Origin of the sequence: Lentzea sp. NPDC059081, from assembly GCF_042738015.1 — a bacterium.
Classification (GTDB): domain Bacteria; phylum Actinomycetota; class Actinomycetes; order Mycobacteriales; family Pseudonocardiaceae; genus Lentzea.
In genome coordinates this window covers 402,225-427,310 of the sequence record NZ_JBHYGW010000006.1, presented here as the reverse complement: position 1 = coordinate 427,310, position 25,086 = coordinate 402,225, and the positions used below count along the sequence as shown (strand labels likewise).

The 25,086-nt window shown below is 69.9% G+C and carries 16 protein-coding genes; 10 read left to right on the top strand and 6 right to left on the bottom strand.

What is annotated here, in order from left to right; genetic code table 11:
• Positions 1 to 66 precede the first annotated feature (66 nt).
• From ACFWV3_RS17385 to ACFWV3_RS17350, 8 genes are all read left to right on the top strand, one after another.
• Positions 67 to 816, top strand: coding sequence for a PP2C family protein-serine/threonine phosphatase (locus ACFWV3_RS17385; protein WP_382412279.1), 750 nt, complete (start codon positions 67 to 69; stop codon positions 814 to 816).
• Complete coding sequence (locus tag ACFWV3_RS17380; protein WP_382412277.1) at positions 813 to 2,024, top strand: FHA domain-containing protein; 1,212 nt, start codon at positions 813 to 815, stop codon at positions 2,022 to 2,024. Before ACFWV3_RS17385 ends, ACFWV3_RS17380 begins: the two co-directional genes overlap by 4 nt.
• Positions 2,021 to 3,529, top strand: coding sequence for a serine/threonine-protein kinase (locus ACFWV3_RS17375; RefSeq protein ID WP_382412276.1), 1,509 nt, complete (start codon positions 2,021 to 2,023; stop codon positions 3,527 to 3,529). The genes ACFWV3_RS17380 and ACFWV3_RS17375 overlap by 4 nt, the downstream gene beginning before the upstream one ends.
• Positions 3,530 to 3,634: 105 nt before the next feature.
• Positions 3,635 to 9,799, top strand: coding sequence for an Ig-like domain-containing protein (locus tag ACFWV3_RS17370; RefSeq protein ID WP_382412275.1), 6,165 nt, complete (start codon positions 3,635 to 3,637; stop codon positions 9,797 to 9,799).
• Between the two features lie 27 nt (positions 9,800 to 9,826).
• Positions 9,827 to 10,795: an AAA family ATPase gene (locus tag ACFWV3_RS17365; protein ID WP_382412274.1), complete on the top strand. Its 969-nt coding sequence runs from the start codon at positions 9,827 to 9,829 to the stop codon at positions 10,793 to 10,795.
• 1 nt (position 10,796) lies between these two features.
• Positions 10,797 to 11,939 carry a DUF58 domain-containing protein gene (locus ACFWV3_RS17360; RefSeq protein WP_382412273.1) on the top strand — a complete coding sequence of 381 codons (1,143 nt, stop codon included), beginning with the start codon at positions 10,797 to 10,799 and terminating at the stop codon, positions 11,937 to 11,939.
• The gene (locus tag ACFWV3_RS17355; protein ID WP_382412272.1) at positions 11,936 to 14,173 is read left to right on the top strand and encodes a transglutaminase domain-containing protein; all 2,238 of its coding nucleotides are present in this window, start codon (positions 11,936 to 11,938) and stop codon (positions 14,171 to 14,173) included. The genes ACFWV3_RS17360 and ACFWV3_RS17355 overlap by 4 nt, the downstream gene beginning before the upstream one ends.
• Before the next feature lie 59 nt (positions 14,174 to 14,232).
• Positions 14,233 to 15,603, top strand: a complete 1,371-nt coding sequence (locus ACFWV3_RS17350) for an alpha/beta hydrolase (protein WP_382412347.1) — start codon at positions 14,233 to 14,235, stop codon at positions 15,601 to 15,603.
• Here the strand turns inward: ACFWV3_RS17350 and ACFWV3_RS17345 are convergent.
• From ACFWV3_RS17345 to ACFWV3_RS17330, 4 genes are read right to left on the bottom strand one after another with little or no spacing between them, the layout of a single operon-like run.
• A complete protein-coding gene (locus ACFWV3_RS17345) occupies positions 15,578 to 16,930 on the bottom strand; it encodes a GH1 family beta-glucosidase (protein WP_382412270.1) in 1,353 nt (450 codons plus the stop codon). The two genes, ACFWV3_RS17350 and ACFWV3_RS17345, sit on opposite strands and share 26 nt — an antisense overlap.
• Before the next feature lie 20 nt (positions 16,931 to 16,950).
• Entirely contained in the window at positions 16,951 to 17,838 is an 888-nt protein-coding gene (locus ACFWV3_RS17340; protein ID WP_382412269.1) for a carbohydrate ABC transporter permease, read from the bottom strand.
• Between the two features lie 7 nt (positions 17,839 to 17,845).
• Positions 17,846 to 18,772, bottom strand: a complete 927-nt coding sequence (locus tag ACFWV3_RS17335) for a carbohydrate ABC transporter permease (RefSeq protein ID WP_382412268.1) — start codon at positions 18,770 to 18,772, stop codon at positions 17,846 to 17,848.
• Between the two features lie 18 nt (positions 18,773 to 18,790).
• Positions 18,791 to 20,047 (bottom strand): extracellular solute-binding protein, encoded by a 1,257-nt coding sequence (locus ACFWV3_RS17330; RefSeq protein WP_382412267.1) that lies wholly within the window; start codon positions 20,045 to 20,047, stop codon positions 18,791 to 18,793.
• A 233-nt stretch (positions 20,048 to 20,280) separates the two neighbouring features.
• On the opposite strand from ACFWV3_RS17330, the gene ACFWV3_RS17325 reads away from it, so the two are divergent.
• Entirely contained in the window at positions 20,281 to 21,312 is a 1,032-nt protein-coding gene (locus ACFWV3_RS17325; protein WP_382412266.1) for a LacI family DNA-binding transcriptional regulator, read from the top strand.
• A 54-nt stretch (positions 21,313 to 21,366) separates the two neighbouring features.
• On the opposite strand, the gene ACFWV3_RS17320 is transcribed toward ACFWV3_RS17325, so the two are convergent.
• A complete protein-coding gene (locus ACFWV3_RS17320) occupies positions 21,367 to 22,731 on the bottom strand; it encodes an alpha-amylase family protein (RefSeq protein ID WP_382412264.1) in 1,365 nt (454 codons plus the stop codon).
• A gap of 237 nt (positions 22,732 to 22,968) precedes the next feature.
• Between ACFWV3_RS17320 and ACFWV3_RS17315 the strand changes: the two genes are divergently transcribed.
• A complete protein-coding gene (locus tag ACFWV3_RS17315) occupies positions 22,969 to 24,204 on the top strand; it encodes a hypothetical protein (protein WP_382412263.1) in 1,236 nt (411 codons plus the stop codon).
• Here the strand turns inward: ACFWV3_RS17315 and ACFWV3_RS17310 are convergent.
• Positions 24,201 to 24,920 carry a hypothetical protein gene (locus tag ACFWV3_RS17310; protein ID WP_382412262.1) on the bottom strand — a complete coding sequence of 240 codons (720 nt, stop codon included), beginning with the start codon at positions 24,918 to 24,920 and terminating at the stop codon, positions 24,201 to 24,203. The genes ACFWV3_RS17315 and ACFWV3_RS17310 overlap by 4 nt on opposite strands.
• Between the last annotated feature and the right edge of the window lie 166 nt (positions 24,921 to 25,086).

Here is a 25,086-nt window from a genome sequence, read left to right as displayed (position 1 = left end):
TTTTCCGCCTAACGCCCGGCCGTCACCGAACGATGAGAGGTCCGAACGGGCGAACGGAGGAAGCGGGTGAGCGTGGTGATTCGCACCGGCGTCACGACGCATCCCGGTGTGGTGCGGGAAGTCAACGAGGACAACGCCATCGCGGGCCGCAGGGTGTTCGCGGTGGCGGACGGCGTGGGCGGGCACGCGGCCGGTGAGGTGGCGAGCGCTCATCTCGTCGCCCGGTTGCGGCAGCTCGACGAGCTGGACGGGCACGGGCTGGACGACGTCCGCGCGACGCTCGCCGCCGCCGGCAGGTCGCTCGAGGAGGCCGACCACGGTGGCATGACCACGGTGTCCGGCATCGCGCTCGTCACGGTGTCCGAGCGGCCGCACTGGGTCGTCTTCAACGTCGGCGACTCGCGGGTCTACCGGTTCGACGGCGCGGAGCTCACCCAGCTCACCGTCGACCACTCCGAGGCGCAGGAGCTCGTCGAGGCGGGCCTGCTGACGGCGGACGAGGTCAGGACCTACCCGCGCCGGCACGTCGTGACCCGCGTGCTGGGCAGCGCCGGCATCTCCGACCCCGACCTGTGGCTGTTCCCGCCGCACGCCGGTGAGCGGTTCGTCATCTGCACGGACGGGCTGACCAACGAGGTGGCGGACGGCGAGATCGAGGACGTGCTCAGGTCGCACGCCGACGCGGAGGGCGCCGCCGCGGCGCTCGTCGGCCGGGCCGTCGCCGCCGGGGCGCGCGACAACGTGACGGCGCTCGTCGTCGACTACCCGGCCGTCGTCGAGTCCACTTGCGACACCCTGCCGCGGAGCCCGCGATGACCGCCGTCGAGTACGTGCCGGGCACGTGGGTCGCCGTGGTGGGGGAGAGCACGTGGCTCCTGCTGGCCGTGGCACCCGAGACCGAGCTGGTGCGCCGTTGCTGGGAGCTCGTGCGGTCGGACCAGCCGCTGGACGAGGTGATCGCGGCGATCATGGACGAGGGCTTCCGCGCGGTGAGCGGGTTCGCGCTCGTGCGGTTCGCCGCCGGCGAGAAGCGTGCTGTGGTGCGCGGCGGGGCGCGGTTGCAGGTCATGCGCGAGGCCGGAGACGTCGAGGAGATCAGCGCTGCCGGTGTGGGGACGTGGGTCGACCGCAACCTGGAGGACGTGGCACGGCTGCGGGTCGCGATCGGGTCCGGTGGTTCCTCACTGCCGGTGCACGCCGGTGTGGTGTTGGCGAGCGAGCTCGTGGTGACGTTGACCGACGTCCCCGTTTCGCTGCCTCAGCCTGCCGAGCCCGTGGTGGCCGTTCCCGACGTCGTCGTTCCCGAGGTGGTCGTCCCCGCGCCGCCGCCCGAGGTGGTCGAGCACACCGTGGTGGTGCAGGAGGAACCCGTTCGCGAGCAGGCGCCGCCGCCGGTCCCGCAGGTCACCCAGATGACCGGGGTCATCCAGTCCTTCGACTGGGCACCCCAGCCCGCGGCGCCCGCACCCGCCTGGGCCGAACCGGAACCCGAGCCCGTCACCCAGACCGTGTTGCGCAGCAACGCCTCGCCCAACGACACGCGGATGCTGCACGCAGGCAGGACCGGGGGAGCGCGGCTCGCCCGCGCGAAGCGGTGCCCGGCCGGGCACCTCAGCTCCGACTACGCGGTGCACTGCCGGGTGTGCGAAGTGCCGCTGCCGCACCAGGACGCGGCGATGCTGGCGATGCCGGTGCTCGGCCTGCTGCGACTGTCCAACGGGGACACCATCGCGCTCGACCGTGACGTGGTGATGGGCCGCGACCCGAGCGGGGACGTCCGGGGCGCGAACCTCGTGCAGGTCGGCAGGGAGAACGACACGGACATCTCGCGGACGCACGTGGACGTCCGGCTCTCCGGCTGGGACGTGCTGGTGCGCGACCTGGGCTCGACGAACGGCACGACGGTGTCCCGCCCCGGCTGCCCGCCCGAGAAGCTCGCCCCGCACATCGAGCAGTTCCTCACGCCCGGCACCCGCGTGACGCTCGGCGACCAGGTCTACTTCACCTTCGAGGTGACCGGATGAGCCAGGGACCGCCGGAGATCCCGCACTTCGAGTACCGCGGTGACATCGGCGCCGGCGGGTTCGCGATGGTGCACCGCTACTACGACCGCAACCTCAAGGACGACGTCGCGGTCAAGGTGCCCAAGTCGGCCGTCCTGTCGGACGCGGTGCGGGAGCGGTTCATCGCCGAGGGCGAGTCGATGGCGAAGCTGCGCAAGCACCCCAACGTCGTCACGGTGTACGGCACGGGCACCGCCGCCGACGGACGGCCGTACCTGGTCATGGAGTACTGCCCCGGCGGCGACCTGGCGAAGGTCGCCGGCCGGGCACCGTTGTCGCTCAAGGAGGTCCTCGACATCGGCGTGCAGGTCGCCGGCGCGATCGAGACCGCGCACGAACGCGGCATGCTGCACCGCGACATCAAGCCCGCCAACGTGCTGATGAACGAGTACCAGCGGCCGTGCCTCACCGACTTCGGCATCGCGAGCCGCCTCGCCGAACGCGACGCGGACGCCGAGGTCGCGCTGTCCCTGCCGTGGTCGGCGCCGGAGCTGCTCGACCGGTCCGCCGTGGAACGGGACGGGATCCCGTCCGAGGTGTTCTCGTTCGCCGCGACGTTGTGGCACCTCATGGTGGGGCACTCGCCGTTCATGCCTCCCGGCGCGGACAACTCCTCGGACGCGATCGAGCAGCGGATCGTCAGCGGCTGGCTGCCGAACGGCCTGACGGGACCCGCGGACCTGCAACGGTTGCTGCTGCGGGCCCTGTCGAAGAACCCGGCGGCACGACCGGGGTCGTTGCACGAGTTCGCCGCCGGGTTGCAGCGGATCCAGAAGGCGCAACGGTTCCGCGAGACCGAGCTGGAGCTGACGCCCGTCTCCGCACCCGAGCCCGAACCGGTGCGCGCGGCGTTCGTCGCGCCTCCGCCGCCGATCTCGCCGCCTACGCAACGCAAGCTGACCCCGGTGGCGGAGTACGAGCCACCGTTGCCCCGCAGCGTGACCCAGTCGCCGCAGACGGCTGTCAGGCCAGCGCGGACGGTCGGGCCGGCGCAGACGACCGTCAGGCCGGCCAAGCCCACCGTCATGCCAAAATCGTCCACTGTGGAGTCAGGAGCCCCGAAGCGCTGGCCCCTCTACGCGGCGGGTGCGCTGGCCGCCGTCGCGATCGTCGGGGTGGGGATCTTCCTGTTGTCCGGCGAGGACAAGGGCGGAGGTGGTCCGGTGGTGGCCACGATCGCCGACGTCCCCGACCAGAACGCGGGTGCCGGTGACGCGCCGCCGGGCAGGCCGGCGATCACCGCGACCAGGCTGGACGGGAAAACCGTCCGCTTCACGTGGAATTACTCGGCCCAGCAGGCGACCGACACGTTCTCCTGGCGCACCTCCGACGGTGTGCGCAGCGGTGTGGAGAAGCAGCCGCAGGTCGACGTGGAAGGCGCGAATCCAGTGTGCCTGCAGGTGAAAGTGGTGCGCGCGGACGGTGGCAACGCGACCGCGGACTGGTCGCAGGAGAGCTGCGGATAAAGCGTTCACCGCATTCGGGTGAATGCTGCAACGAATTCGAGGATCGGCCCGATAGGCGGTTGACCGAACCGCCGGCGAACGCACGCGACCGCAGTGAGGGAAACAGTGGGATTCTTTCGGAGGCACCGGACCACGCTCGCGTCCGGAACGGTGCTCGTCCTCGCCGCTGCCTCACTAGTCGCGTACGCGTTCACGTCCACCGGGAATCCGGTGCGCCAGGTCGACCTGAACGACGGCGGCGTCTGGGTCACCAGCGACCGCGACGGGTTGTTCGGCAGGCTCAACAAACCGGTCGGGTCGCTCGACGCCGCCTTCAACCCGCCGGGTGGAGCGCAACGGAACTACCAGCTCGACGTCGTCCAGGACGCCGCCGCCGTGGTTGCGAGGGACCGCGCGGGCGGCAAGCTCTACCCGGTCGACGTCGCCCGCTCGGTGACGTCGGGTGACCACGGACTGGCGTTGCCCAGCGGCGGGCAGGTCGCGCTCGCGGGCGGCACGCTCGCCGTGCTCGACCCCGCCGCGGGCAAGGTGTGGGCGAGCAGGGTCGACGTCGAGGCCGGTGTGAGCGCGCTCGACCAGTTGAGCCAGGAGACCACGCCGCTCGCCACCCTGGACGCGGCCGACACCGCGGCCCTCGCCGTCGGTCTGGACGGCACGGTGCACGTCGTGTCCGCCAACGGCCGCACGGCACGGGTGACGGCACAGGGCACCGCGTTCGGCGAACCCGAGTACGGCGAGCTGAGCAGGAAGCCGAAGGATCCGAAGATCACCGCGGTCGGCGGCGAGGCCGTGGTCCTCGACGCCGAGTCCGGCACCCTCTTCCTCCCCGGCGGCGCCACCGCTCAGGCCGGCCGGGAGTCCGTCCTGCAGCACGCCGGACCGGAGGCGGCCGCGGTCGTCGTGGCCACCAAGAGCGAGCTCAAGACGTTCGACCTCGACGGTGACGGCACGGCCGTTCTGCACGAGGGCGTCAACGGTGCTCCCGCCGAACCGGTGCGGCTCGGCGAGTGCGTGCACGCGGCGTGGGCGGGCGCGTCCGGCGGCTACTTCCGTTCGTGCGACGGGAAGAAGGCGTCGGCCGGCAACATCAAGGACGCGAAGGCGTTGGTGCAGCCGGTGTTCCGGATGAACCGCAAGGCGATCGTGCTCAACGACGTCGCGACCGGCGCGGTGTGGGACCTGAGCACCCAGCGCAAGGTCGACGACTGGCAGTCGGTGAAACCACCGCCGGAGCAGAACTCCAGCGACAAGGAGAAGAACGAGAACACCACCGAGTCGGCCAAGGACAAGCCGCCGAAAGCCACCGACGACACCCTCGGCGCACGGCCGGGCCGCACGACCGTCCTGCACGTGCTCGACAACGACTCCGACCCCGCCGGCAACATCCTGTCCGTCACGGCGGTCAGCGATCTCGACCGCAAGGACGTCGCGCTCGCCATCGCCCCGGACGGCCAGACCGTCGAGGTGACGCTGCCGGAGCAGGCCCAGGACGCGCACTTCAAGTACACGGTGGACGACGGCAAGGGCCTCAACGCGACGGCCGCCGTCACCGTGCAGGTCCGCACTGCCACCCAGAACGAGGCACCCGCCGTGCGCAAGGGCGCGGAGCCGCACGAGTGGTCCGTCGCGTCCGGCGGCCGGCTGACGATGCCGGTGCTCGCGGACTGGCGCGACTTCGACGGCGACCCGGTCGTGCTCACCGAGGCGGCCGCGAAGGCCGGTGTCGCGACCACCACGACCACCGGGTTCGTCGAGTACGCGGCGCCGGTGCCCGCCGGGCAGCAGCAGGTCGACTACAAGGTCACCGACGGCATCGCGAACGCCGTGGCCGGTGCCGAACGCGTCCGCGTGCTCGACGCGGCCGCTCCCGCCGCGTTGCCGCCGGTCGCCCGCCCGGACGTGGCACGAGGTCAGGTCGGCACGCCGGTGCTCGTCCGCCCGCTGGAGAACGACCTGCCCGGCGCGGACCCGGTCGATCCCGCGGCCGTGCTCCGGCTCGCGGCCGACGTGGCCCCGATCGCCGGCGCGACGATCATGACCGACACCAAGACCGGTCTCGTGACGCTGACCGCCACGAAGCCGGGCACGTTCCCGCTCGACTACACCGCCGCGTTCGGCAACGCGCCGTTCGCGAAGGGCGCCATCCGGATCGACGTCGCCGCCGCGCCCGCCTCGCCGCTGCCGCCGGTCGCGATGCCGGACAACGCGGTCGTGCGCGGCCAGGAACCGGTCGTCACCGACGTGCTGGCCAACGACTTCAGCCCGGCGGGGTCGCTGCTCGGCGTCCAGCACGCCGAGAGCACGTCCGGCCAGCTGGAGGTCGCCGTCGTCAAGGGCCGGTGGCTGCGGATCAACGCCACCGCGCCCGCCCTCGACCGCAACCCGCAGGTCGTGCGCTACACCGTGACGGACGGCGTGACCGGTCCCGTCACCGGCGAGGTCACCGTCACCCAGCTGCCGCCGCCGGCCGACGACACCCCGGTGCCGAAGGACGACCGGGCGGCGGCGCGCGCCGGTGACTCCACGACGATCCCGGTGCTGGACAACGACATCTCGCCCGCCGGAGCGCCGTTGACGTTGCAGGCCAACGTGCAGGGCGCGCCGGGCAACGGGCGGCTGACCGTCCGGACGCAGGACGGCCGCGACGCCGGCACCGCGTACGTCTCCGGTGACGTGGTCCGTTATGTGGCACCGGATCGCGTCGACACACCGCTCACCGCCGAGATCTCGTACGTGGTGCAGAACCCGGATGGCGACCAGGCCGTCGGGCACGCGCAGGTCACCGTGAACCCGGCGCCCACGCCGACCAACCCGAACCAGCCGCCCGCGCCGGAACCCGTCGAGGTGCGGGTCGTCGCGGGGGACCGCGTGACGATCACCGTGCCGTCCAGCGGTGCCGACCCGGACGGTGACTCGGTCGCTGTCACCGGTATCGCTTCCGCGCCGACGATCGGCCGTGTCGTCGGGATCGCCAGCACGAGCCTCACGTACGAAGCGTTCCCCACGTCCAACGGCACGGACACGTTCGGGTTCGTGGTCACGGACGCGTACGGGCGCACTGGTCAGTCGTTGGTCCGTGTCGCCGTTGTGCCGCCAGGAGATCCGCAGCCTCCGGTCGCCGTGGACGACGTCGTGACGGCCGCACCCGGCGCGCGTGTGGCGGTCAACGTGCTGACGAACGACGTGCGCGCGCCGGGCGACACGGTGACTGTTGAGCCGTTGAGCTCCCGCAACCCGTCGCTGCCCGGTGACGTGAAGGCGACCGACGGCCGCATTGAGCTGACCGCGCCGGATCTCACCGGCAAGCCGTTGGTCATCGCCTACGCCATCACCAACGGCCTCGGCCAGCCGTCGGTCGCGACACTGACCGTGCGCAGCCGGGACGACTACGCGGTCCCGCCGGTCGCGGGCGAGCTCTTCCCGGTGGTGAAGAAGGAGGACAGCACGGTCGACGTCGACCTCGCATCCGCGCTCTCCGATGCGGACGGGCCGGTCGACGAGGTCGAGATCACCAAGGTCTTCCACGACCAGGCCAAGGTGTCCGGGCGCAAGGTCACCGTGCCGGTCGGCGACCACCCGCGGGTGTTCGTCTACGAGGCCAAGGATGCCTCCGGCGCGACGGCCGCGGGGCTGATCCACGTGCCGTCGAAGGGCACCGGAGCGCCGCGGGCCATCCCGGACAAGCTGATCACCGTGCCGGCGGACGGCTCGATCTCCGTGCAGGTGAAGGACTACGTCGACGTCCCGTCGGGCAAGCAGCCGAAGCTCACGACCGTCGACAAGGTGACTGCGGCACCACGGGGTCTCGAGGTCCGCAACGAGGGCGACACGGGCTTGGTGCTGACGGCGAAGGACGGTTACGTCGGACCGGCCGCGGTGACGTTCGAGGTCACCGACGGCACCTCGCTCACCGATCCCGAGGCGAAGGTCGGCCTGGTCACGGTGCCCGTGCAGGTCGGTCCCGACACACCGGTGCTGCGCTGCCCGTCGTCGGCGCTGTCGGTCGTCGAGGGCGGTCTGCCGGTCAAGGTCGACGTCACCGCCGTGTGCCACGTGTGGGTGGCGGACCGCTCGAAGCTCGGTGACGTCAAGTACCAGGCGTCGTGGCTCGAACAGCCCGACGGGGTGTCGTTGGAGGGCTCCGGCGAACGCACGCTGACCGTCACGGCGGCCGGTGGCGCGAAACCGGGCTCGGTCGGGACGATCGAGGTCGGCGCGGGCGACGGTCCGAAGGGCAAGCTCGCCGTGAAGGTGGCGGCCGCTCTGCCACCCACGGTCTCGCCGGTGACGTTGGACGGTGTGAAGGCAGGTGACACCGCGACGGTCGACCTCGTTTCGTACGTGCGCTCGCAGCTGCGTGACCCGAAGGTCTCCGTCGTGTCGGTGAACCAGGTCAGCGGCGCAGGGGCGAGCGCCAAGAACGACGGTTCGACCGTGCGCATCACACCGAACAGCGACGCACACGGCGCGATGGACTTCAACGTCGTCGTCACGGACGTGACCGACACCAGCCGCGACGACCGCAAGGTCACCGGCCGGATCAGACTGAACGTGCTCGGCGTCCCCGACGCGCCCGGCGTCCCGGTGCCCGGCCGCACGGTGCTGAGCAAGGTCGTCGAACTGTCGTGGAGCACGCCGTCGGGCAACGGCGCCCCGATCGACTCCTACGAGGTCGACTACGGCCGCGGCAAGCAGGTCTGCGCCGCGTCGCCGTGCACGATCACGGGCCTGTCCAACGGCACCCAGTACACGTTCACCGTCCGCGCCCACAACCTGGTCGGCTGGGGCAAGCCGAGCGGCTCGTCCGCGCCCGCCCAGCCGAACACCGTGCCAGGAGCCGTTTCCGGTCTCAGCACGTCCGAGCCGCGTGACGGCACGTTGAAGCTCAGCTGGACCCCGGCACCCAACGAGGGCACACCCGTGCTGCGGCACGAGATCTCGTGGTCCGGTGGCGGTCGCACGACCGCGCCGGGCGGTGCGACGAGCGTGACCGCGTCCGGGCTCGACAACAACGCCCGCACCGTCTTCACGATCATCGCGGTCAACTCGCAGGGTCCCGGCCCGGCGGTCACCGTCGAGGGTCAGTCGGCCGGTGCCCCGGACGCTCCTGGCGCGCCTACCTTCACCGCTTCCAACGCCGCCAACGCCCAGACCCGCGCCGTCACGGTGTCGTGGGGTGCCGTCGGTGCCAACGGTCCTGGCCCTACTACGTACACGCTCACGCGCACCGGCGGCGGCACCAAGACCGTGTGCTCCAAGGTCACCGCCACCACGTGCGTCGACGACGGACTGCAGAACGACGGCACGATCTACAGCTACTCGGTCGTCGCCGCCAACGCCGCCGCGGAGGCCGAACCGGCCGGGCACACCTCGCCGGCCAGTGCCGCCGCGCAGATGGAAGCGACCGCCACGCCGGACCCGATCACCGGGTTCTCCGCCACTGCCACCGGTTCCGACGGGCAGGCGACGCTGCGGTTCGACGTGGGTGCGTCGCACGGCAAGTCGAACACCGTCAGCTGCACGTGGTCCGGTGGGTCTTGCGGGACCTGGACTTACCCGGTCGGTGGGCAGGCCGGGGCGACGCAGACGGTCAACGGGTTGCCGAACGGGCAGCCGGTGACGATCAGCCTGCAGGCGTGCAACGGCAGTGGGGGTGGGGCGTACGCCGGTAACCCTTGCAACAGCGCGGTTTCCGCTGGGGTGACGACGTACGGGCCGATGCGCGACCTCGTCCTTAACACGTCGAACAACAACGCTACGGTCATCAACTTCTCGGTGTCGGTGAACCCGAACGGCAAGCCGGCGAACGTCCAGGTGACGACGAGCCGCGGGTTCAACCAGTCGTTCACCACGGGTGTTGGTGGGTGGAGCTGGTCGGGGAGCCAGGACGTCGGTTACTCGCAGAACGTCACAGTGACCGTGACGGTGTCGGACGCCGGTCGTCCGACGCTGAACCAGTCCCGGCAGCAGGCCACGCCACCGCCTCCGCCGCCACCCTCCGTGACCGTGTCGAAGGGGGCCGCGTGCCCTGCCACGGGCTGCAACGGAAGTGGCGTCTGCACCTCGTCGTATTGCGCCTACATCGTGGTGCAGACCGCGAACTTCAGCGGGAACGTGAACTGCACCTTCAACAGCCAAATGGGCTCCGACGGATTCGTTGTCGAACCCTTCGGCCCGAACGAGCGAAGGCAGACCAAGAACTATTTCGGATATTCCGGAAAATGGGTTGAAGTGACCTGTGGTGGTGTCAAGGGATCGATGACCTGGTGATCGCGTCAGCAAAGCAAAGGAACAACCATGACCGTCAGTCCTGACCAGGCTCGGCTGTTCGCGCAGACCTTCGAGCAAATGGTGCTGAACATCTCCCGCGCCATCTCCGGCAAGGAGCACGTGATCCGCCTGGCGCTCACCGCTCTCCTCTCCGACGGCCACCTGCTGCTGGAGGACTACCCCGGCACCGGCAAGACCTCGCTGGCGAAGGCCCTGGCCAACACCGTGCAGGGCACCAGCGCGCGCATCCAGTTCACGCCGGACCTGCTGCCGTCGGACGTCACCGGCGTGCAGATCTACGACCAGCAACGCGGGGTGTTCCGGTTCCACCCCGGACCGATCTTCGGGTCGATCGTGCTCGCCGACGAGATCAACCGCGCGTCGCCGAAGACGCAGTCGGCGCTGCTGGAGGTCATGGAGGAGGGCAGGATCACCGTCGACGGCGAGACGCACCCGGTCGGGTCGCCGTTCATGGTGATCGCCACGCAGAACCCGATCGAGCAGGCCGGCACGTACCGGCTGCCCGAGGCGCAGCTCGACCGGTTCCTGATGAAGACCAGCATCGGCTACCCCGACCACAACGCCACCGTGGCGCTGCTGGCCGACGCGGCGACGCGGGACCGGTCGGCGAATGTGCCGCCGGCCATCGCGGCGAACGCGGTGGCGCAGCTGACCGCGCTGGCCGACCACGTGCACGTCGACCCGGTCGTGCTCGCGTACGTCAGCAGGATCGCCGAGGCGTCGCGGTCGCATCCAGCTGTGCGGCTGGGGGTTTCGGTGCGCGGGTGCCTCGCGTACGTGCGGGTGGCGAAGACGTGGGCGTTGTCGCAGGGGCGTGGGCACGTGACGCCGGACGACATCCAGGAGCTCGCGCATCCCGTGCTGGGGCACCGGATCCTGCTGCACGCCGAGGCGCAGTTCGACGGCGCGACGGTCGAGAAGGTGGTGGACTCGCTGTTCGCCGACATCGAGCCGCCGCTGCGACGGGGCGCCTGACGTGGGGCGGTGGCTGGAGGCCGTCTCGCCGTCCGGTCGGCTGCTCGCCGTCGCGGCGGTCGCGGGCTGGGTGCTCGGCGCCGTGCTCGGGTGGGACGAGCTCGTGCTGCTCGGCGCCACCGGTGTGCTGCTGATGGCGGCGGCCTGCGGGCTCACCCTGGGCCGTGGGGCTGTCGAGGTCGGCATCGAGATTCCCAAGCGCCGCCTGCAACCCGACGAGTCCACGCGGTGTGCGGTCGAGGTCGAGCACCACGGGCGCAGGACGTTGTTCGCGCCGGAGGTCGAGCTGCCGATCGGACGGGACCGCGTCGAGGTGTTCGACGGCGGGCGCGAGGTCGAGATCGACGGGCTGCGGCGCGGGGTGATCGCGGTCGGACCGGCCACCACGGTCCGGGGCGACCCGCTCGGGCTGGTGCGCCGGGCGGTCGTGGTGCGGGAGGCGATCGAGCTGTTCGTGCACCCGGTGACCGTGCCGCTGGCACCGCTGGGCACCGGGCTGCTGCGCGACCTGGAAGGCTGCACCACCAACGACGTGTCGATGAGCGACCTGGCGTTCCACGCCCTGCGCGAGTACGCGCCGGGCGACGACCGCAGGCACATCCACTGGCGTTCCACGGCCAAGCTGGCCGCGTCCACTCAGGACGGACGGTTCCTGGTGCGGCAGTACCTCGACACGCGACGTGCTCACCTCGTCGTGATCGTCGACGGAGCTCAACAGTCCTATGAGGACCCAGAGGTGTTCGAGACGGCCTTGTCCGCAGGGGCTTCCGTGGTGAAACGCGCCGCGACGGACGAGATCGACACCACCGTGGTCGCCGCGGGACACGTGTCCGGCCGGACGCAACACGTGCTCGACGTGTTCGCTCGTGCCGAACTGGGCGGGCCCGCGCTCCCCGAGTCCGCGACCCGTGCGGCGGCCGCGGCACCCGACGCCACGCTGGTCGTGATCCTCACCAGCGCGAAGCACAGTTACGCGGACCTGCGGGTGGCGGTGTCGGCGTTCCCACCCGAGGTGCGCAAGGTCGTGCTGCGGGTGGACCCGGCCGGGCGCACCACGAGGTCGGCGAGCACCGCGTTCTCCGTGCTCACGTTGCGACAGCTGAACGATCTGCCGGCGCTGCTGGCGGGAGGAACCCTGCGGTGACCAGACTCGTGCCCCGCCGTGACGACCTCGTCGACGCCGCCTTCCTGTGCGCGTTGTTCGCCGTGGCGCTGCTGGGCTTCCGGACCACCTACACCGGCTGGGGTTTCCTGGTCGTCGGCGGCATCGGGCTCGCGCTCGGCGTCCTCGCCGGGCACGTGGCGTCCGCGTTGCGCCGGCCGATGATCGCGGTCGCCGCCATGACGATAGCCGTGTTCTTCCTGCTCGGCGGCGCGGTCGCGATGCGCGAGAACGGGGGCGTGCCGACCCCCGACAACCTCGCCGGACTCGCGGGCGTCGGCGTGCACGGCTGGAAGCAGCTGCTCACCACGTTGCCCCCGGTCGACGGTGCCGGTCCACTGCTCGTGATCCCGTACATCCTCGGGCTGCTGTGCGGAGCGGGTGGCTTCACGCTGGCCCGCCGCGTGTCGCTGAGCGCGGCCCCGGTCGGCGCGCCGCTGGCCGTGCTCGCCGCGGTGATCCTGCTCGGCACCGGTGAGGCGGCCGGGGTGCTGGGCGCGGTGTTCGCGGCCGTGGCCACCGGCTGGCTCGCGGTGCGGTCGGGACGGCACCGCACCGGCGTGCGCGGGCTGCGCCGGATCCGCGCCGTGACCGCGGTCGTGCTGGTGGGAGTGGCCGCGGGACTCGCGTTGCTGGCCGCGCCGGTCCTGCCCGGTACCGGCAGCGCGCACCGGCTGGTGCTGCGCAACTACGTCGAGCCGCCGTTCGAGATCGGCGCGTACGCGAGCCCGTTGGTCGGCTACCGCAAGCACACCAAGGACGCGAACCAGCTGTGGGACCAGACGCTCTTCACCGTGCAGGGCCTGCCGGAGGGGGAACGCGTCCGGATCGCCACGCTCGACGGGTACGACGGGCGCGTGTGGGGCGCGACCAACGACGCGTCCGGTACCAGCAATCCGTTGCAACGAAACAACTTCCAACGAATCGGTGTGCGCATCCCGGTCACCGCGCCCGGCGCGGAGGCGGACGTCACGATCAAGATCGAAGCGGCCTACGCGACGGCGGACGAGCTGAGTGCGTGGCTGCCGACGGCGGGGCGTGCGCGGGAGATCGCGTTCACCGGCGACCGGAAGGCCGGCCACACCGAGAACCTGCGCTACAACCTCGCGACGTCGTCCGGCATCGTCGCCGACCGCCTGCGCGAAGGTGACACGTACTCGCTGCACACGGTCCTCGCGTCGCAAGACATCCCGGACGACGCCCAGCCGTTCGGGCCTCCCACCGTGCGGACCTCGGACCTGGCGTTCGTCCGGAGCAAGGCCGCCAAGTGGGCCGGTGACGCGTCGACGATCGCCGGACGGCTCAAGGCTGCGGCCACGTACCTGCGTGACAACGGCGCGTACACCGACGGCGGCGCCGGCGAGACGGAGTACCTGCCAGGACACAGCACCGGCCGGTTGACGGCGTTCTTCAACGCCAAGCGCCCGGCGGGCAACGACGAGCAGTACGCGGCGGCGTACGCGTTGGTGGCCAACGAGATCGGCATGCCGGCCAGGGTCGTGCTGGGCGCCGTGCCCGGCTCGGGTGGCGTGGTGCGCGGCGAGAACGTCCAGGCCTGGGTGGAGATCCACCTCGCGGACGGCACGTGGGCGGTCATCCCTAACACCGAGTACATGCCCGACCGCTCGAAACGGCCGGACCACCAGCCACCGCAGGAGATCGAGAACACCGACGCCGCCGTCGTCCCGCCGCCGAACACGATGAAGATGCCCAGCTCCCTCATCGACGCGAGCCGCGCGGACGCGTCCGGTGTCGGCATCGGCGATCCCGGCGTGGCGGTGCTGCCGCGGTGGCTGGTGGACCTGCTGGTCGACGCCGGGTCCGTGCTGCTGCCGATCGCCGCCGTGATCGGCCTGGTCGTCGGCGGGAAGGCCGTGCGCAGGCATCGCCGCCGGACGCGGGGGAGCACCGCGACGCGGTTCGCCACCGGCTGGCGCGAGCTCGTCGACCACGCCAGGGACCTGGGTGCACGGGTGCCGCGCGGGTTGACACGTCGTCAGGAGGCGAACCTGTTGGCGGGCTTCGACCTCGGCCGTCTCGCCGCGCAGGCGGACAACACGGTGTTCGGCCCCGGTACTCCTGACCAGGCCGCCGTGGACGCGTACTGGTCGGCCGTGCGGGAGGCACGGCGGCTGATGCGCACGGCGGTACCGCGGTGGCGCCGTTGGTCGGCAGTGCTGGACATCCGCACGTTCCTGCCCGTCAGAGCACGCTGACCGGAGGTGTCTCAACAGGGACGCCTCCGCGGATCTGCAGCATGATGTCCTCCGTGACGATGACACGAGCACTCCTCGCTGCCGTGATCCTGGTTGTCAGTGCCGGTTCGGCGAGCGCCGAACCCGCGGAGAGAGCGCCGTCGATCGAGTGGGCGCCGTGCCCCGACAACGCCGAGGGCCAGTGCGGGACGCTGAGCGTGCCGATGGACTGGGACAAGCCGCGGGGGCAGCGCGTCGACGTCGCGGTGGCGCGGCACGTCGCCTCCGATCCCGCCCGGCGGATCGGCGTGCTGATGGTGGACCCCGGCGGTCCGGGCGGGTCGGCGGCGGAGTTCGCGTTGTCGGGGTTGTTCAGCGACGAGATCCGGGCCCGCTTCGACATCGTGGGCATCGACTCGCGGGGGACCGGGAAGAGCTCGGCGATCCGGTGCTCCGACCTGATGACGGACGCACCGGGCATCCACCCCACCGACGAGGCCGGGTTCGACGCGGTCCTGCGGTACAACCGGCGGGTCGTGGCCCAGTGCCGGGAGCGCAGCGGGCCGGTGTTCGACAACGCCGACGGCGCCACGGTCGCGCGGGACATGGACGCGGTGCGACGGGCGCTGGGAGAGCGCGAGGTCAGCTACTTCGGGCTGTCCTACGGAACGGTGTACGGACAGACTTACGCCGAGATGTTCGGCGACCGGCTCCGGGCGATGGTGCTGGACAGCGTGGTCGACCACAGCGCGGGCCTGCAGAGGTTCGTCGGGGACCGGGCCGCCGCCGCGGACGACGCGTTCGTCGAGTTCGCGCGGTGGTGCGACCGCACGGAGTCCTGTGCCCTGCACGGGCGGAACGTCTACGACGCCTGGGAGGCGGCGCTCGTGCGGGCAGACGGGGAACCGGGCGGCCGGCAGCAGTTGCTCGACAGCATGTACTACGGGCTGCGTGGTCCGGACTGGGCCTGGGCCGCCGAGTACATCGCCGGCCGTGCCGGTGTGGCCGCGTACTTCGAGCCCAACTACGACTCGGTGCGGCTCGCGTCGGTGTGCCAGGACTTCTCGTTGCGGCTCGACAGCTTCCGGGACTACACGCGGATGCGGGAGAACGAGCTGCGGAGGTCGCCGATCATGCGCGGCACCTTCCTCGGCCACGACGAGGCCATGGCGTGCGCCGGAATCGCGGGACCGCCCGCCAACCCGCCTCACCGGCTGGACATCCGCAAGGCGCCGAAGGTCCTCGTGCTCAGCGCACGGCACGACCCCACCACCCCGTACGAGTGGGCGGTGAACATCCAGCGGCAGGCGCCGCGCAACACCGCTTTGCTCACGTACGAGGGATGGGGTCACATCGCCTATCCGCGCAACGCCTGCACGCGGGGCGGGGTGGACGAGTACCTGCTCTCCCTGAAGACGCCGGTGGCTAGCTGCCCTGCCGTCGAGCCGTGATGAAGTCGCGGTACCAGTGGTAGCTGGCACGCGGGGTGCGCTTCTGCGTCGCGTAGTCGACGTGGATCAGGCCGAAGCGGTGCTTGTAGCCGTGCGCCCACTCGAAGTTGTCGAGCAGTGACCAGCAGAAGTAGCCGCGGAGGTCGACGTCGGCGGCCTTCGCGGCGGCGATGTGGTCGCGCAGGAACGCGATCCTGTCGGTGTCCTCGAAGTTCTCGTTGTCGGGGAAGACGCAGCCGTTCTCCGTGACGTAGATCGGCGGCAGGTGCGGGTGGCGCGCCTTGAGGTCCTCCAGGGCGATCGTGAGGCCGACGGGTTCGACCGGCCAGCCCATGCCGCTGCGCGGGACGTCCGGGAGCTGGGTCGTGTCCACGCCGATGTCGTGGGCAGTGCGCTTGGCCGGGTCGGGCTCGCGGTGCGGCGCGTCGGCCACGTGCAGGCGGTAGTAGTAGTTCAGGCCCACGTAGTCCAGCGGCTGGCCGATGATCGGCAGGTCCTCGTCGTGCCGGAACGAGAAGTCGGTGATGTCGCCGTACATCGCCCGCATCTCCGCCGGGTACTCCCCGCCGAACAACGGGTCGGTGAACTGCCTGCGCAGCAACACGTCCTGGCGGACGGCCGCGGCGACGTCGGCGGGGGAGTCCGTCACCGGCACGGTGGGGGACTGGTTGAGCACGATGCCGAACTCCTGGCCCGCCACACCGTTGGCGCGCATGGACTGCACGGCCAGGCCGTGGCCCAGCAGCAGGTGGTGCACCGCCGCCAGGGCGCCGTGCCCTTCGCGGGCACCCGGCGCGTGCCGGCCCTCGCCGTAGCCCACGATCGACGAGCAGTACGGCTCGTTCAGCGTCGTCCACTTCGTCACGACGTCGGCGAGCGCCTCGTGCACGGTCGCGGCGTAGTCGGCGAACCAGCCGGCGGTGTCGCGGTTGCGCCAGCCGCCCTCGTCCTCGAGCGCCTGCGGCAGGTCCCAGTGGTAGAGCGTGACGAACGGCTCGACGTCGTGCTCCAGCAGCTTCTCCACGAGCCGCCGGTAGAAGTCGAGGCCGCGCTGCTCCACCTTGCCGCGGCCCTCCGGCAGGATCCTCGACCACGAGACCGAGAACCGGTAGGCGTCGACGCCCAGGTCCACGAGCAGACCGACGTCCTCCGGCCAGCGGTGGTAGTGGTCCGCCGCCACGTCCCCGGTGTCGCCGGACGCGACGGCACCGGGGACGGCCGAGAACGTGTCCCAGATGGACGGACCGCGGCCGTCGAGCCGCGCCGCCCCCTCGATCTGGTAGGCCGAGGTCGCCACACCCCAGCGGAAGCTGGCGGGAAAGCTCACAACAGTCTCCTCAGGCAGGGTCAGCCCTTGACGGCGCCGGACATGATGCCGCCGACGATCTGGCGGCCGAACAACAGGAACACGAGCAGCACGGGCACCGTGCCGATCGTCGCGGCGGTCAGCACCAGCGTGTAGTCGGTGGTGTAGCCGCTCGCCAGGGTGGACAGGGCGGTCTGCACCGTCGGGTTCTCCGGTACCAGCACCACGAGCGGCCAGAAGAAGTCGTTCCACGCCTGCATGAACGTGAACAACCCGAGGACGGCCGCCGCGGGCCTGGCCGCGGGCAGCGCCACGTGCCAGAACAGCCGCAGGGAGTGGCACCCGTCCATCCGGCCCGCCTCGAGCAGCTCGTCGGGGATCGCCCGCTCGAAGTACTGCCGCATGAAGAACACGCCGAACGCGGTCACCAGGCCCGGCACGATCACGGCGTGGATCTCGCCGGCCCAGCCGAACTCGCTCATCATCATGTAGAGCGGGATGATGCCGAGCTCGGTCGGGATGGCCTGGGTGCCGATCACGAGCAGCAGCAACAGGTTGCGGCCGCGGAACTTCATCTTGGCGAACGCGAACCCGGCCAGCGTCGAGAACAGCACCACCGACACCGTCACCGTGCCCGACACGATGATGGAGTTCATCAACGCCAGCGCGAAGTCCGTGGTGTCGAAGACGCGGGCGATGTTCTCGAACAGGTGGCCGCCCGGCACCAGGACCGGCGGCACCCGGTCGATCGCGTCCGGTGTCTGCGACGACACCACGAACGACCAGTACACCGGGAACGCCGACCCGGCCAGCACCGCGATCAGGGCGGCGTAGGTCCACGGTCCGGCGGCGCGCCGGACGACCCGGCGCGCCCTCGTCACGGGGCCGGTGGGACGCACCGGCGCGGGAGGATCCAGCACAGCGGTCATGGGTTCCTCACTCCGTCTGGATCCGTTTGGTCACCAGGTACCCGAAGCCGGCGACGATGACCGTGGCGATCGCCAGCACGACGGCGATCGCCGAGCTGTAGCCGAAGTCGTACTTGGTGAAGCCCTGTTCGTAGAGGTAGAGCGCGGCCGTCTGGAACTGCCGGTCCGAGCCGCCGGTCGCGGCCGCCGCGCCGGGGTTGAACAGCAGCGGCTCGGCCAGCAGCCGCATGTTGCCGGTGGTCGCGATGATCGTCGTGAAGATGATCTGCGGCCGCAGCAGCGGGACGGTGATCCGCCAGAACTGCTGCCACCCGCTCGCACCGTCCAGGGTGGCCGCTTCGTACAGGCTGGGCGAGATCGCCTGCATCGACGCCAGGAAGATCAGCGCGTGGTAGCCGGTCCAGCGCCACACCACCATCACGGCGATCGCGATGTGGGAGGTCGCCGTGCCGGCCTGCCAGTCGATCTGCCCGGCGCCGAACAGCTCCAGCACCCAGTTGACCAGGCCGAAGTCCCGCCCGAACAGCTGCGCGAAGATGATCGTCACCGCGGCGACCGAGGTGATGTTCGGCAGGATCACGCCCATCCGGAACAGCGTGCGGGTCCGCACCTTGCGGTTGAGCAGCGCCGCGACGCCCAGCGCGAACAGGATCTGCGGAACCGTGGTCAGCAGCCACAGGCTGAGCGTGTTGCCCATGGCGTTCCAGAAGTACGGGTCCGCGAACAGCGTCGCGTAGTTGTCGAACCAGACCAGGTGGGCGGCGCTCTCGTCGAGGAGGTTGCGCTCCTGCAGCGAGACCCAGATGGTGTAGAGCAGGGGGAACAGCCCGAAGACACCGAAGATCAGGAAGTACGGCGTCACGTACGCGTACGGCGCGTACCTGACGTCCCACCGGTGCCTCCTGGCCGCCTTGTCCAGGGCTGGGGGGTCCACCACGACCATGTCAGCGCGTCACTTCTGGACGTCGCCGACGAACTGGCGCCACGAGTCCTCGCCGTTCTGCTTGCCCTGCTCGACGCGCTGCATCGCGTTGCCGATCGCCGTCTGGATGTCACCGGCCTTCGGGCCCTGGTACTGCGGGTTCAGCTTCTTCGCCGCGTCGGTGAAGAGCTTGCCGATCGGGGCGTCGTTGAAGTACGGGTTCTTGTAGTCGACGATCGACGGGTCCTCGTACAGCTTCGGGATCGACGGCAGCAGCCCGGCGCTCTTGAACACCTTGGCCTGCTGCTCGGGCGCGGTCAGCCACGCCGCCAGCTCCACGGCCTTGTCGACGTTCTTGCCCGACTTCGGCACCGTCAGGTACGAGCCGCCCCAGTTGCCGCCACCGCCGGGAACCGACGTGACGTCCCACTTGCCGGCGGCCTCGGGCCCGGCCTGGTCCTTGATCTTCGCCATCTGCCACGCCGGGCAGGTCACGGTCGCGAACTGGCCCTGCTTGAAGCCGGTGTTCCAGACGGGCGTGGAGTAGAGGAGCTTGGACGACAGACCGGAGTTGACGCCGTCGACGACGAGGTCCCAGCCGGCCTTGATCTCCTTGTTGTCCCCCACCACGATCTTGTCGGACTTGTCGTAGTAGCCGACCGGCGCCTGGCCGACGATCGCGTTGAGCACGGTCGGGCCGCCGTCGAACCACTTGACGCCGTCGGGCGCCTTCTCCTGGAACTTCTTGCCGGCCTTCATGAAGTCCTGCCAGGTCGGCCACAGCGCGGCGACCTGGTCGCGGTCGGCGGGCAGCCCGGCGTTCTGCAGCAGGTCGCGGCGGTAGCAGATGGCCAGGCCGCCGACGTCGGTGCCGTAGCCGATCTGCTTGCCGTCCTTGCTGATCGAGCCCTCCCACTTCCACGGCAGCCAGCGGTCCTTGAGCTGGTCACCGCCCTTGGTGTTGAGGTCGACGAACTTGTCCGGCGTGGCCTTGAACTGGTTGATGTACCCGGTGTCGACCGCCTCGATGTCCGCGGCGCCGCTGCTGGTGGCGAGGTGCGCCGCGAGGTTCTTGTGGTGGTCGGAGTACGACGCGGTGCGGTCGGTGATCTCGACGTCCGGGTGCGCTGCCGCGTACTCCTTGAGCAGCTCGGCGTACCCGAAGTTGCCGAACAACCCGATGGTCAGCTTGGTCTTGCCGCCGGACGCGGCGTCACTGCCGCAACCGCTGAGCACCAAGCCGGTCGCCAGCACGGCAGCGCCGAGGGCGAGTGCTTTGGGGCGCATTCGAGGCCTCCGTCGATTTTTGGGCGCGTTCAAGCCCAAGAGGTGGTTCTTCGAGCGATGAACCGGCGTCGCTGAAAATCGCCGGACGAAGATGTGTGGCGCCTATGACAACGGGGTTACGCGGTAGCCGTCAAGTAACGAGATGATAAACAGATCAACTACGTCACCCGATTTGACTAGGTAAGGTCTGGATCGTAGGTTGATGTAACCGCTTACGGTGAGACGGAGGTCCGATGGCCACCGGGCGCGAGATCGCCCAGCTCTGCGGGGTGTCCGTGGCGACCGTGTCACGCGTTTTCAACCAGCCGGAAACGGTGAACCAGGAAACGCGCGAACGCGTGCTGCGGGTCGCGAAAGAGCTGGACTACCGGCCGAACGAGGCCGCGCGTTCGTTGTCCACGAAGCAGTCCACGATGATCGGGCTGGTCTGGGACACCGACCACCGCCGGCCCGGCTGGCGGCACCCGTACCTCCAGGACCTGCTGATCGGCCTGAAGTCGGCGCTCAGCGCGCACGGCTACCACCTGCTGATGCTCGCGACCAGCGGCGACGCCCGCGAGGTCGGCGCGTCGCTCGCGGACCCGGTCGGGTACGTCAACATGACCCGCCGCCACCACCTCGGCGGTGTGGTGCTGATCGACAGCGGGTCGGACGCGGAGGCGTTCGAGGTCTTCGCCCAGTCCGGCGTTCCTTGCGTCGCGCTGGACGTCGCCGTCGACGGACCCCGCGCCACCTACGTCACCTCGGACAACGCGGGCGGCGCACGCGATGCCGTCCGCCACCTGGTGTCGTTGGGACACAAGCGGATCGCGACGATCACCGGGCCGCCCGGCAACCAGCCGTCGGACGCCCGCGTCTCCGGTTATCGCGCCGGATTGCGGGAGGCGGGACTGGAGGAGCGCGCGGAGTACGTCGTCGCCGGTGACTTCTACCGAGCGAGCGGAACCGCCGCCATGGACCGGTTGCTGGACCTGGACGCCCCGCCCACGGCCGTGTTCGCGTCCTCCGACGAGATGGCGGTCGGCGCACTGCTCGCCGCCCGCGCCGCCGGGGTGCGGGTGCCGGAGGACCTGGCGCTCGTCGGGTTCGACGACATCGAGATCGCGTCCGTCGTCGAACCGGCGCTGACCACCGTGGCCCAGGACAAGCCGGGGTTCGGGGTGGCGGCCGCCAAGGCGATCATGGCGATGGTCACCGGAGCCGGGCCGGAAGGCCCTGTGGTGCTGCCGACCCGGCTGGTGGTCAGGGAGTCCTGCGGATCTTGATCGGGCCCGCGAGCCGCCGCAGCGGGCCCGATCATCCTTCTTCGACGTTCGCCACTAGCCTCGCGCGTTGACGTGCAGGGCCAGTGCGACTCCGCCGCCGAGCGTCGCCGTGAACCTGCCGGAGGAGTCGACGGTCACGCGGACGCACCCGTTCTCCTGGACGTTGCAGTAAGTTCCGGCGGGCAGGGCGGTCTGGAACGTCCGCGTGACGGCGAACGTCTCGCGGTTGATCGCCACGAAGCCCTTGTTGCCGCGCCCGAACGCGATGGCGTCGTAGCCGTTGTCCCACCAGTTGTTCACGTCGGTGTCGGCGACGGTGTTGCGGAACGCCACCATGTTCGCGATCTGCGTCCACGCGTGCTGGCACTTCCAGCCGCTGTAGCAGACGTTGTTGCCGGGCGGGCCCGCGTCCTTGTCGGTGAACTCGTAGCCCGAGTAGACCTGCGGCGCGCCGTAGTTCCACGCGAGCATGAACACGTTGGCCAGCGTGTAGGTGGAGTTGTCCTTGTAGGTCAACGTAGAACCGTTGCGCTCGGTGTCCCAGTTGTCCACGAACGGCCGCGCCTGACCGCTGGGCAGGAAGCCCCACGCCTGGCCGAACGTGCGCAGGTAAGCGAGGTTCTCGTTGGTGAAGATCCGCTTGAGGTCGTAGGCGTAACGGAACTCGTCTACGTCACCGGAGCCCGTGTACTCGCCGGGCTGGACCGCCTCACCCGCGCCGTAGATGACCTCGTGCACCCAGAACACGTTGGGGTTGCTCAGCTTCCCCTTGATCGCGGCCAGGTCGGCGGCGGCGATGTGCTTGGCCGCGTCGACCCGGAACCCGTCGACGCCCATGCCGATCAACCGGTTCAGGTAGCCGGCGATCGCGCCCCGCACGTAGTCGCTGCCGGTGTCCAGATCGGACAGTCCGACGAGCTCGCAGTTCTGGACGTTGGAACGGTCCTGGTAGTTGCTGATCGACGAGCGGCAGGAGTGGAAGTCCCAGTCGCTGTAGACGCCGGGGTAGTTGTACTTCGAGTACCCGGTGCCGCCGGTGCCGGTGCCCGAGCCCGCGCTCATGTGGTTGATCACCGCGTCGGCGATCACCTTCACGCCGGCGTTGTGGCAGGTGCTCACCATGCTCCGGAACGCGTTCTCGTCGCCCAGCCTGCCCGCGATGCGGTAGCTGACGGGCTGGTAGGAGGTCCACCACTGCGGACCCTGGATGTGCTCGGTCGCGGGTGAGACCTCCACGTACCCGTAGCCCTTGGGGCCCAGTACGTTCGTGCACTCCGAGGCCACCCGCGAGAACGGCCATTGGAAGAGGGTGACGGTGACGTCCTTGTTGCCCGGCGGTGTCGCAAAACCTTGCGACGGTGCACAGAGCACGACGGCCAGCACGGCCGTGAGCAGGACGCGAAAAGCCGAGGAAACCACGTTGTCTCCTTGCTGCAGGGGTTCCCCCGTCGTACCAGGCGGCGGCGCTCACCGGGAGAGGCTGCAAGAAGTTTCGCGGCGAATTGGTCCGCGCGCACTATATGGCCTGCCGCGGGTCCCGGCAATGGTGTCTTGCGACGTCCGGCGCCACCGGACCGTATCGATCGCACACGTGGTGGCGGCCCGTCGCCGGCTTCTAGCCTCGATGCTCCTGCCTGCAACGACGGAGGCGAGCACATGCGATTGAGGAACGTGTTCCTGGCACTCGGCGCGGCCACGGGTCTGGCCGCCGCATCCCTGTCGATGTCCATCGCCGCGGTCCCCACGCCGCAGCCCGGCTCTCTCGCCAAGTACACCATCACCAGCACCTACGTCAGCGGCATCTCGTCCGGTGGCTACATGGCGAACCAGCTCCACGTCGCCTACTCGGCCTTGTTCCAGGGCGCGGGCATCTTCTCGGCCGGCCCCTACGACTGCGCGCAGAACAGCGTGAGCACCGCCCTGTCCGCCTGCATGGACACCGTCCTGCCGCGCAAGACTCCGGCCGAGCTGGAGTCGTTGACCCGCAGCCGTGCCTCCAGCGGCAGCGTGGACTCACCGCAGAACCTTTCGGGCGACCCGGTGTGGTTGTTCCACGGCACCGCCGACTCCACGGTCGACACCGCCGTGAACAACGACCTGGCCACCTACTACCGCGACTTCGGCGCGCGGGTCGTCTACAACAACTCCTCGGCGGCCGGCCATGCGTGGGTGAGCCCGATCGGCCCGAACGCTTGCGGGGCGACTTCTTCGCCTTATATCAACAAGTGCGGTTCGGCGGATCCTGTCCGGGAGATGCTCTCGCACCTGTTCGGTTCGGTGAACTCGGCGGCTTCTTCGTTGTCCGGCAAGCTCGTGCAGTTCGACCAGAACACCTACGTGCCCGGCGGCAACGCTGCTTCCGTGAGCATGGGACGTGAGGGGTTCGCTTACGTGCCTTCGGCTTGTGAGACCGGTGCCTGCAAGCTGATGGTGACGTTGCACGGGTGCTACCAGTACTACGGGCTCGTCGGGAATGCGTTGATGGACAAGGCTTATCTCAACGAGTACGCCGACACGAACAACATGATCGTGCTCTACCCGCAGGCGACCACGCTGGGGGCGAACCCGCGTGGGTGCTGGGACTGGTGGGGGTATCAGTCGGCGCAGTACGCGGTGAAGAGCGGGCCGCAGATGACCGCGGTGGTGAACATGGTGCGGGCTTTGAGTTCGGGCGTTGGGCCTACTACCACCACCACGACCACGACTACCACCACTCCTCCTGCGTCGGAGTGCGTTTCCGCTTCCAACTACGCGCACACCGTGGCTGGGCGTGCTTATGCGAACCTCGGGCAGACCTATGCGCTCGGGTCGAACCAGGCGCTCGGGTTGTGGAACACGTTCACGACCAGTTCGATCCGGCAGACTTCGCCGGGGTACTGGGTGAAGTGCTAGGCGGAGCGCTCCTCGGTCAGCACCGGTGGTCTCAACGGGAAGGGTCTCGGGTCGTCTGCCGGTCTGAACGTCGGCTGGCTGTGCACCCTGACCAACGGCCAGGCGTTGCGATGCAGCTCGTCGTCGCCAGTCGGGACGTGGATCCAGCCGCGGAACCGCTGCGTTCCCACCCGCACCAACGGGCCGGGCAGGTATGAGTCCTGGTCGATGCCCTGGTAGCCGTGCCGGACCACGGTCTCGTGGATGTGGTTCGACACGATCAGGATCAGCGGTTCCGCGATCTCGCGGAACCGCTGCTTGAGGTCGGGGGCTTCGAGCAGCCGGCACGCCACGTCGATCGACTCGCCGAAGTGGCCGTACCCGTCCTGGTGCACCTCGCCGGCGTGCAGGACCGACCGCATCCGCATGCGTTCGTCGGGAAAGCTGTGGGCGTGCGCGGTCAGCAGCGTCGCGAGCAACGGGACGACGGTGTCCAGGAACAGCGTCTTCGGGACCTCGTCGACGGGGTGGACCAGCGCGAGAATCCCGTCTCCCCTGTCCACAAGGGGGTCCCGGTGGTGCTCACGGACCCCGGCGATCTGCATGCACTGGTCGAACAGCTCGTACATCACCCGCCGAAGGTTTCCCTTGGCGGAGTTGGTCCTCGTGGTGGAATCCTCGATGTCGATCGCGAAGATCACCCGATGCCGGGGCGGTGTCAGAGGTGGGCCGTCCATGCCATCCCCCCTGGGATCGCTGCTGCAGAGCTGCGCGGTTCGCGCGCGTCTGGCTTGCGGCTCAAGTCTGATTGCTGGTCCTCCCGCCCTGCAATTCCCACGGTGCATATTTGGAGGACGCCACCTGACTGGCCTAGGCGCGAGGTCCAGAGGCGCGCACACGTGT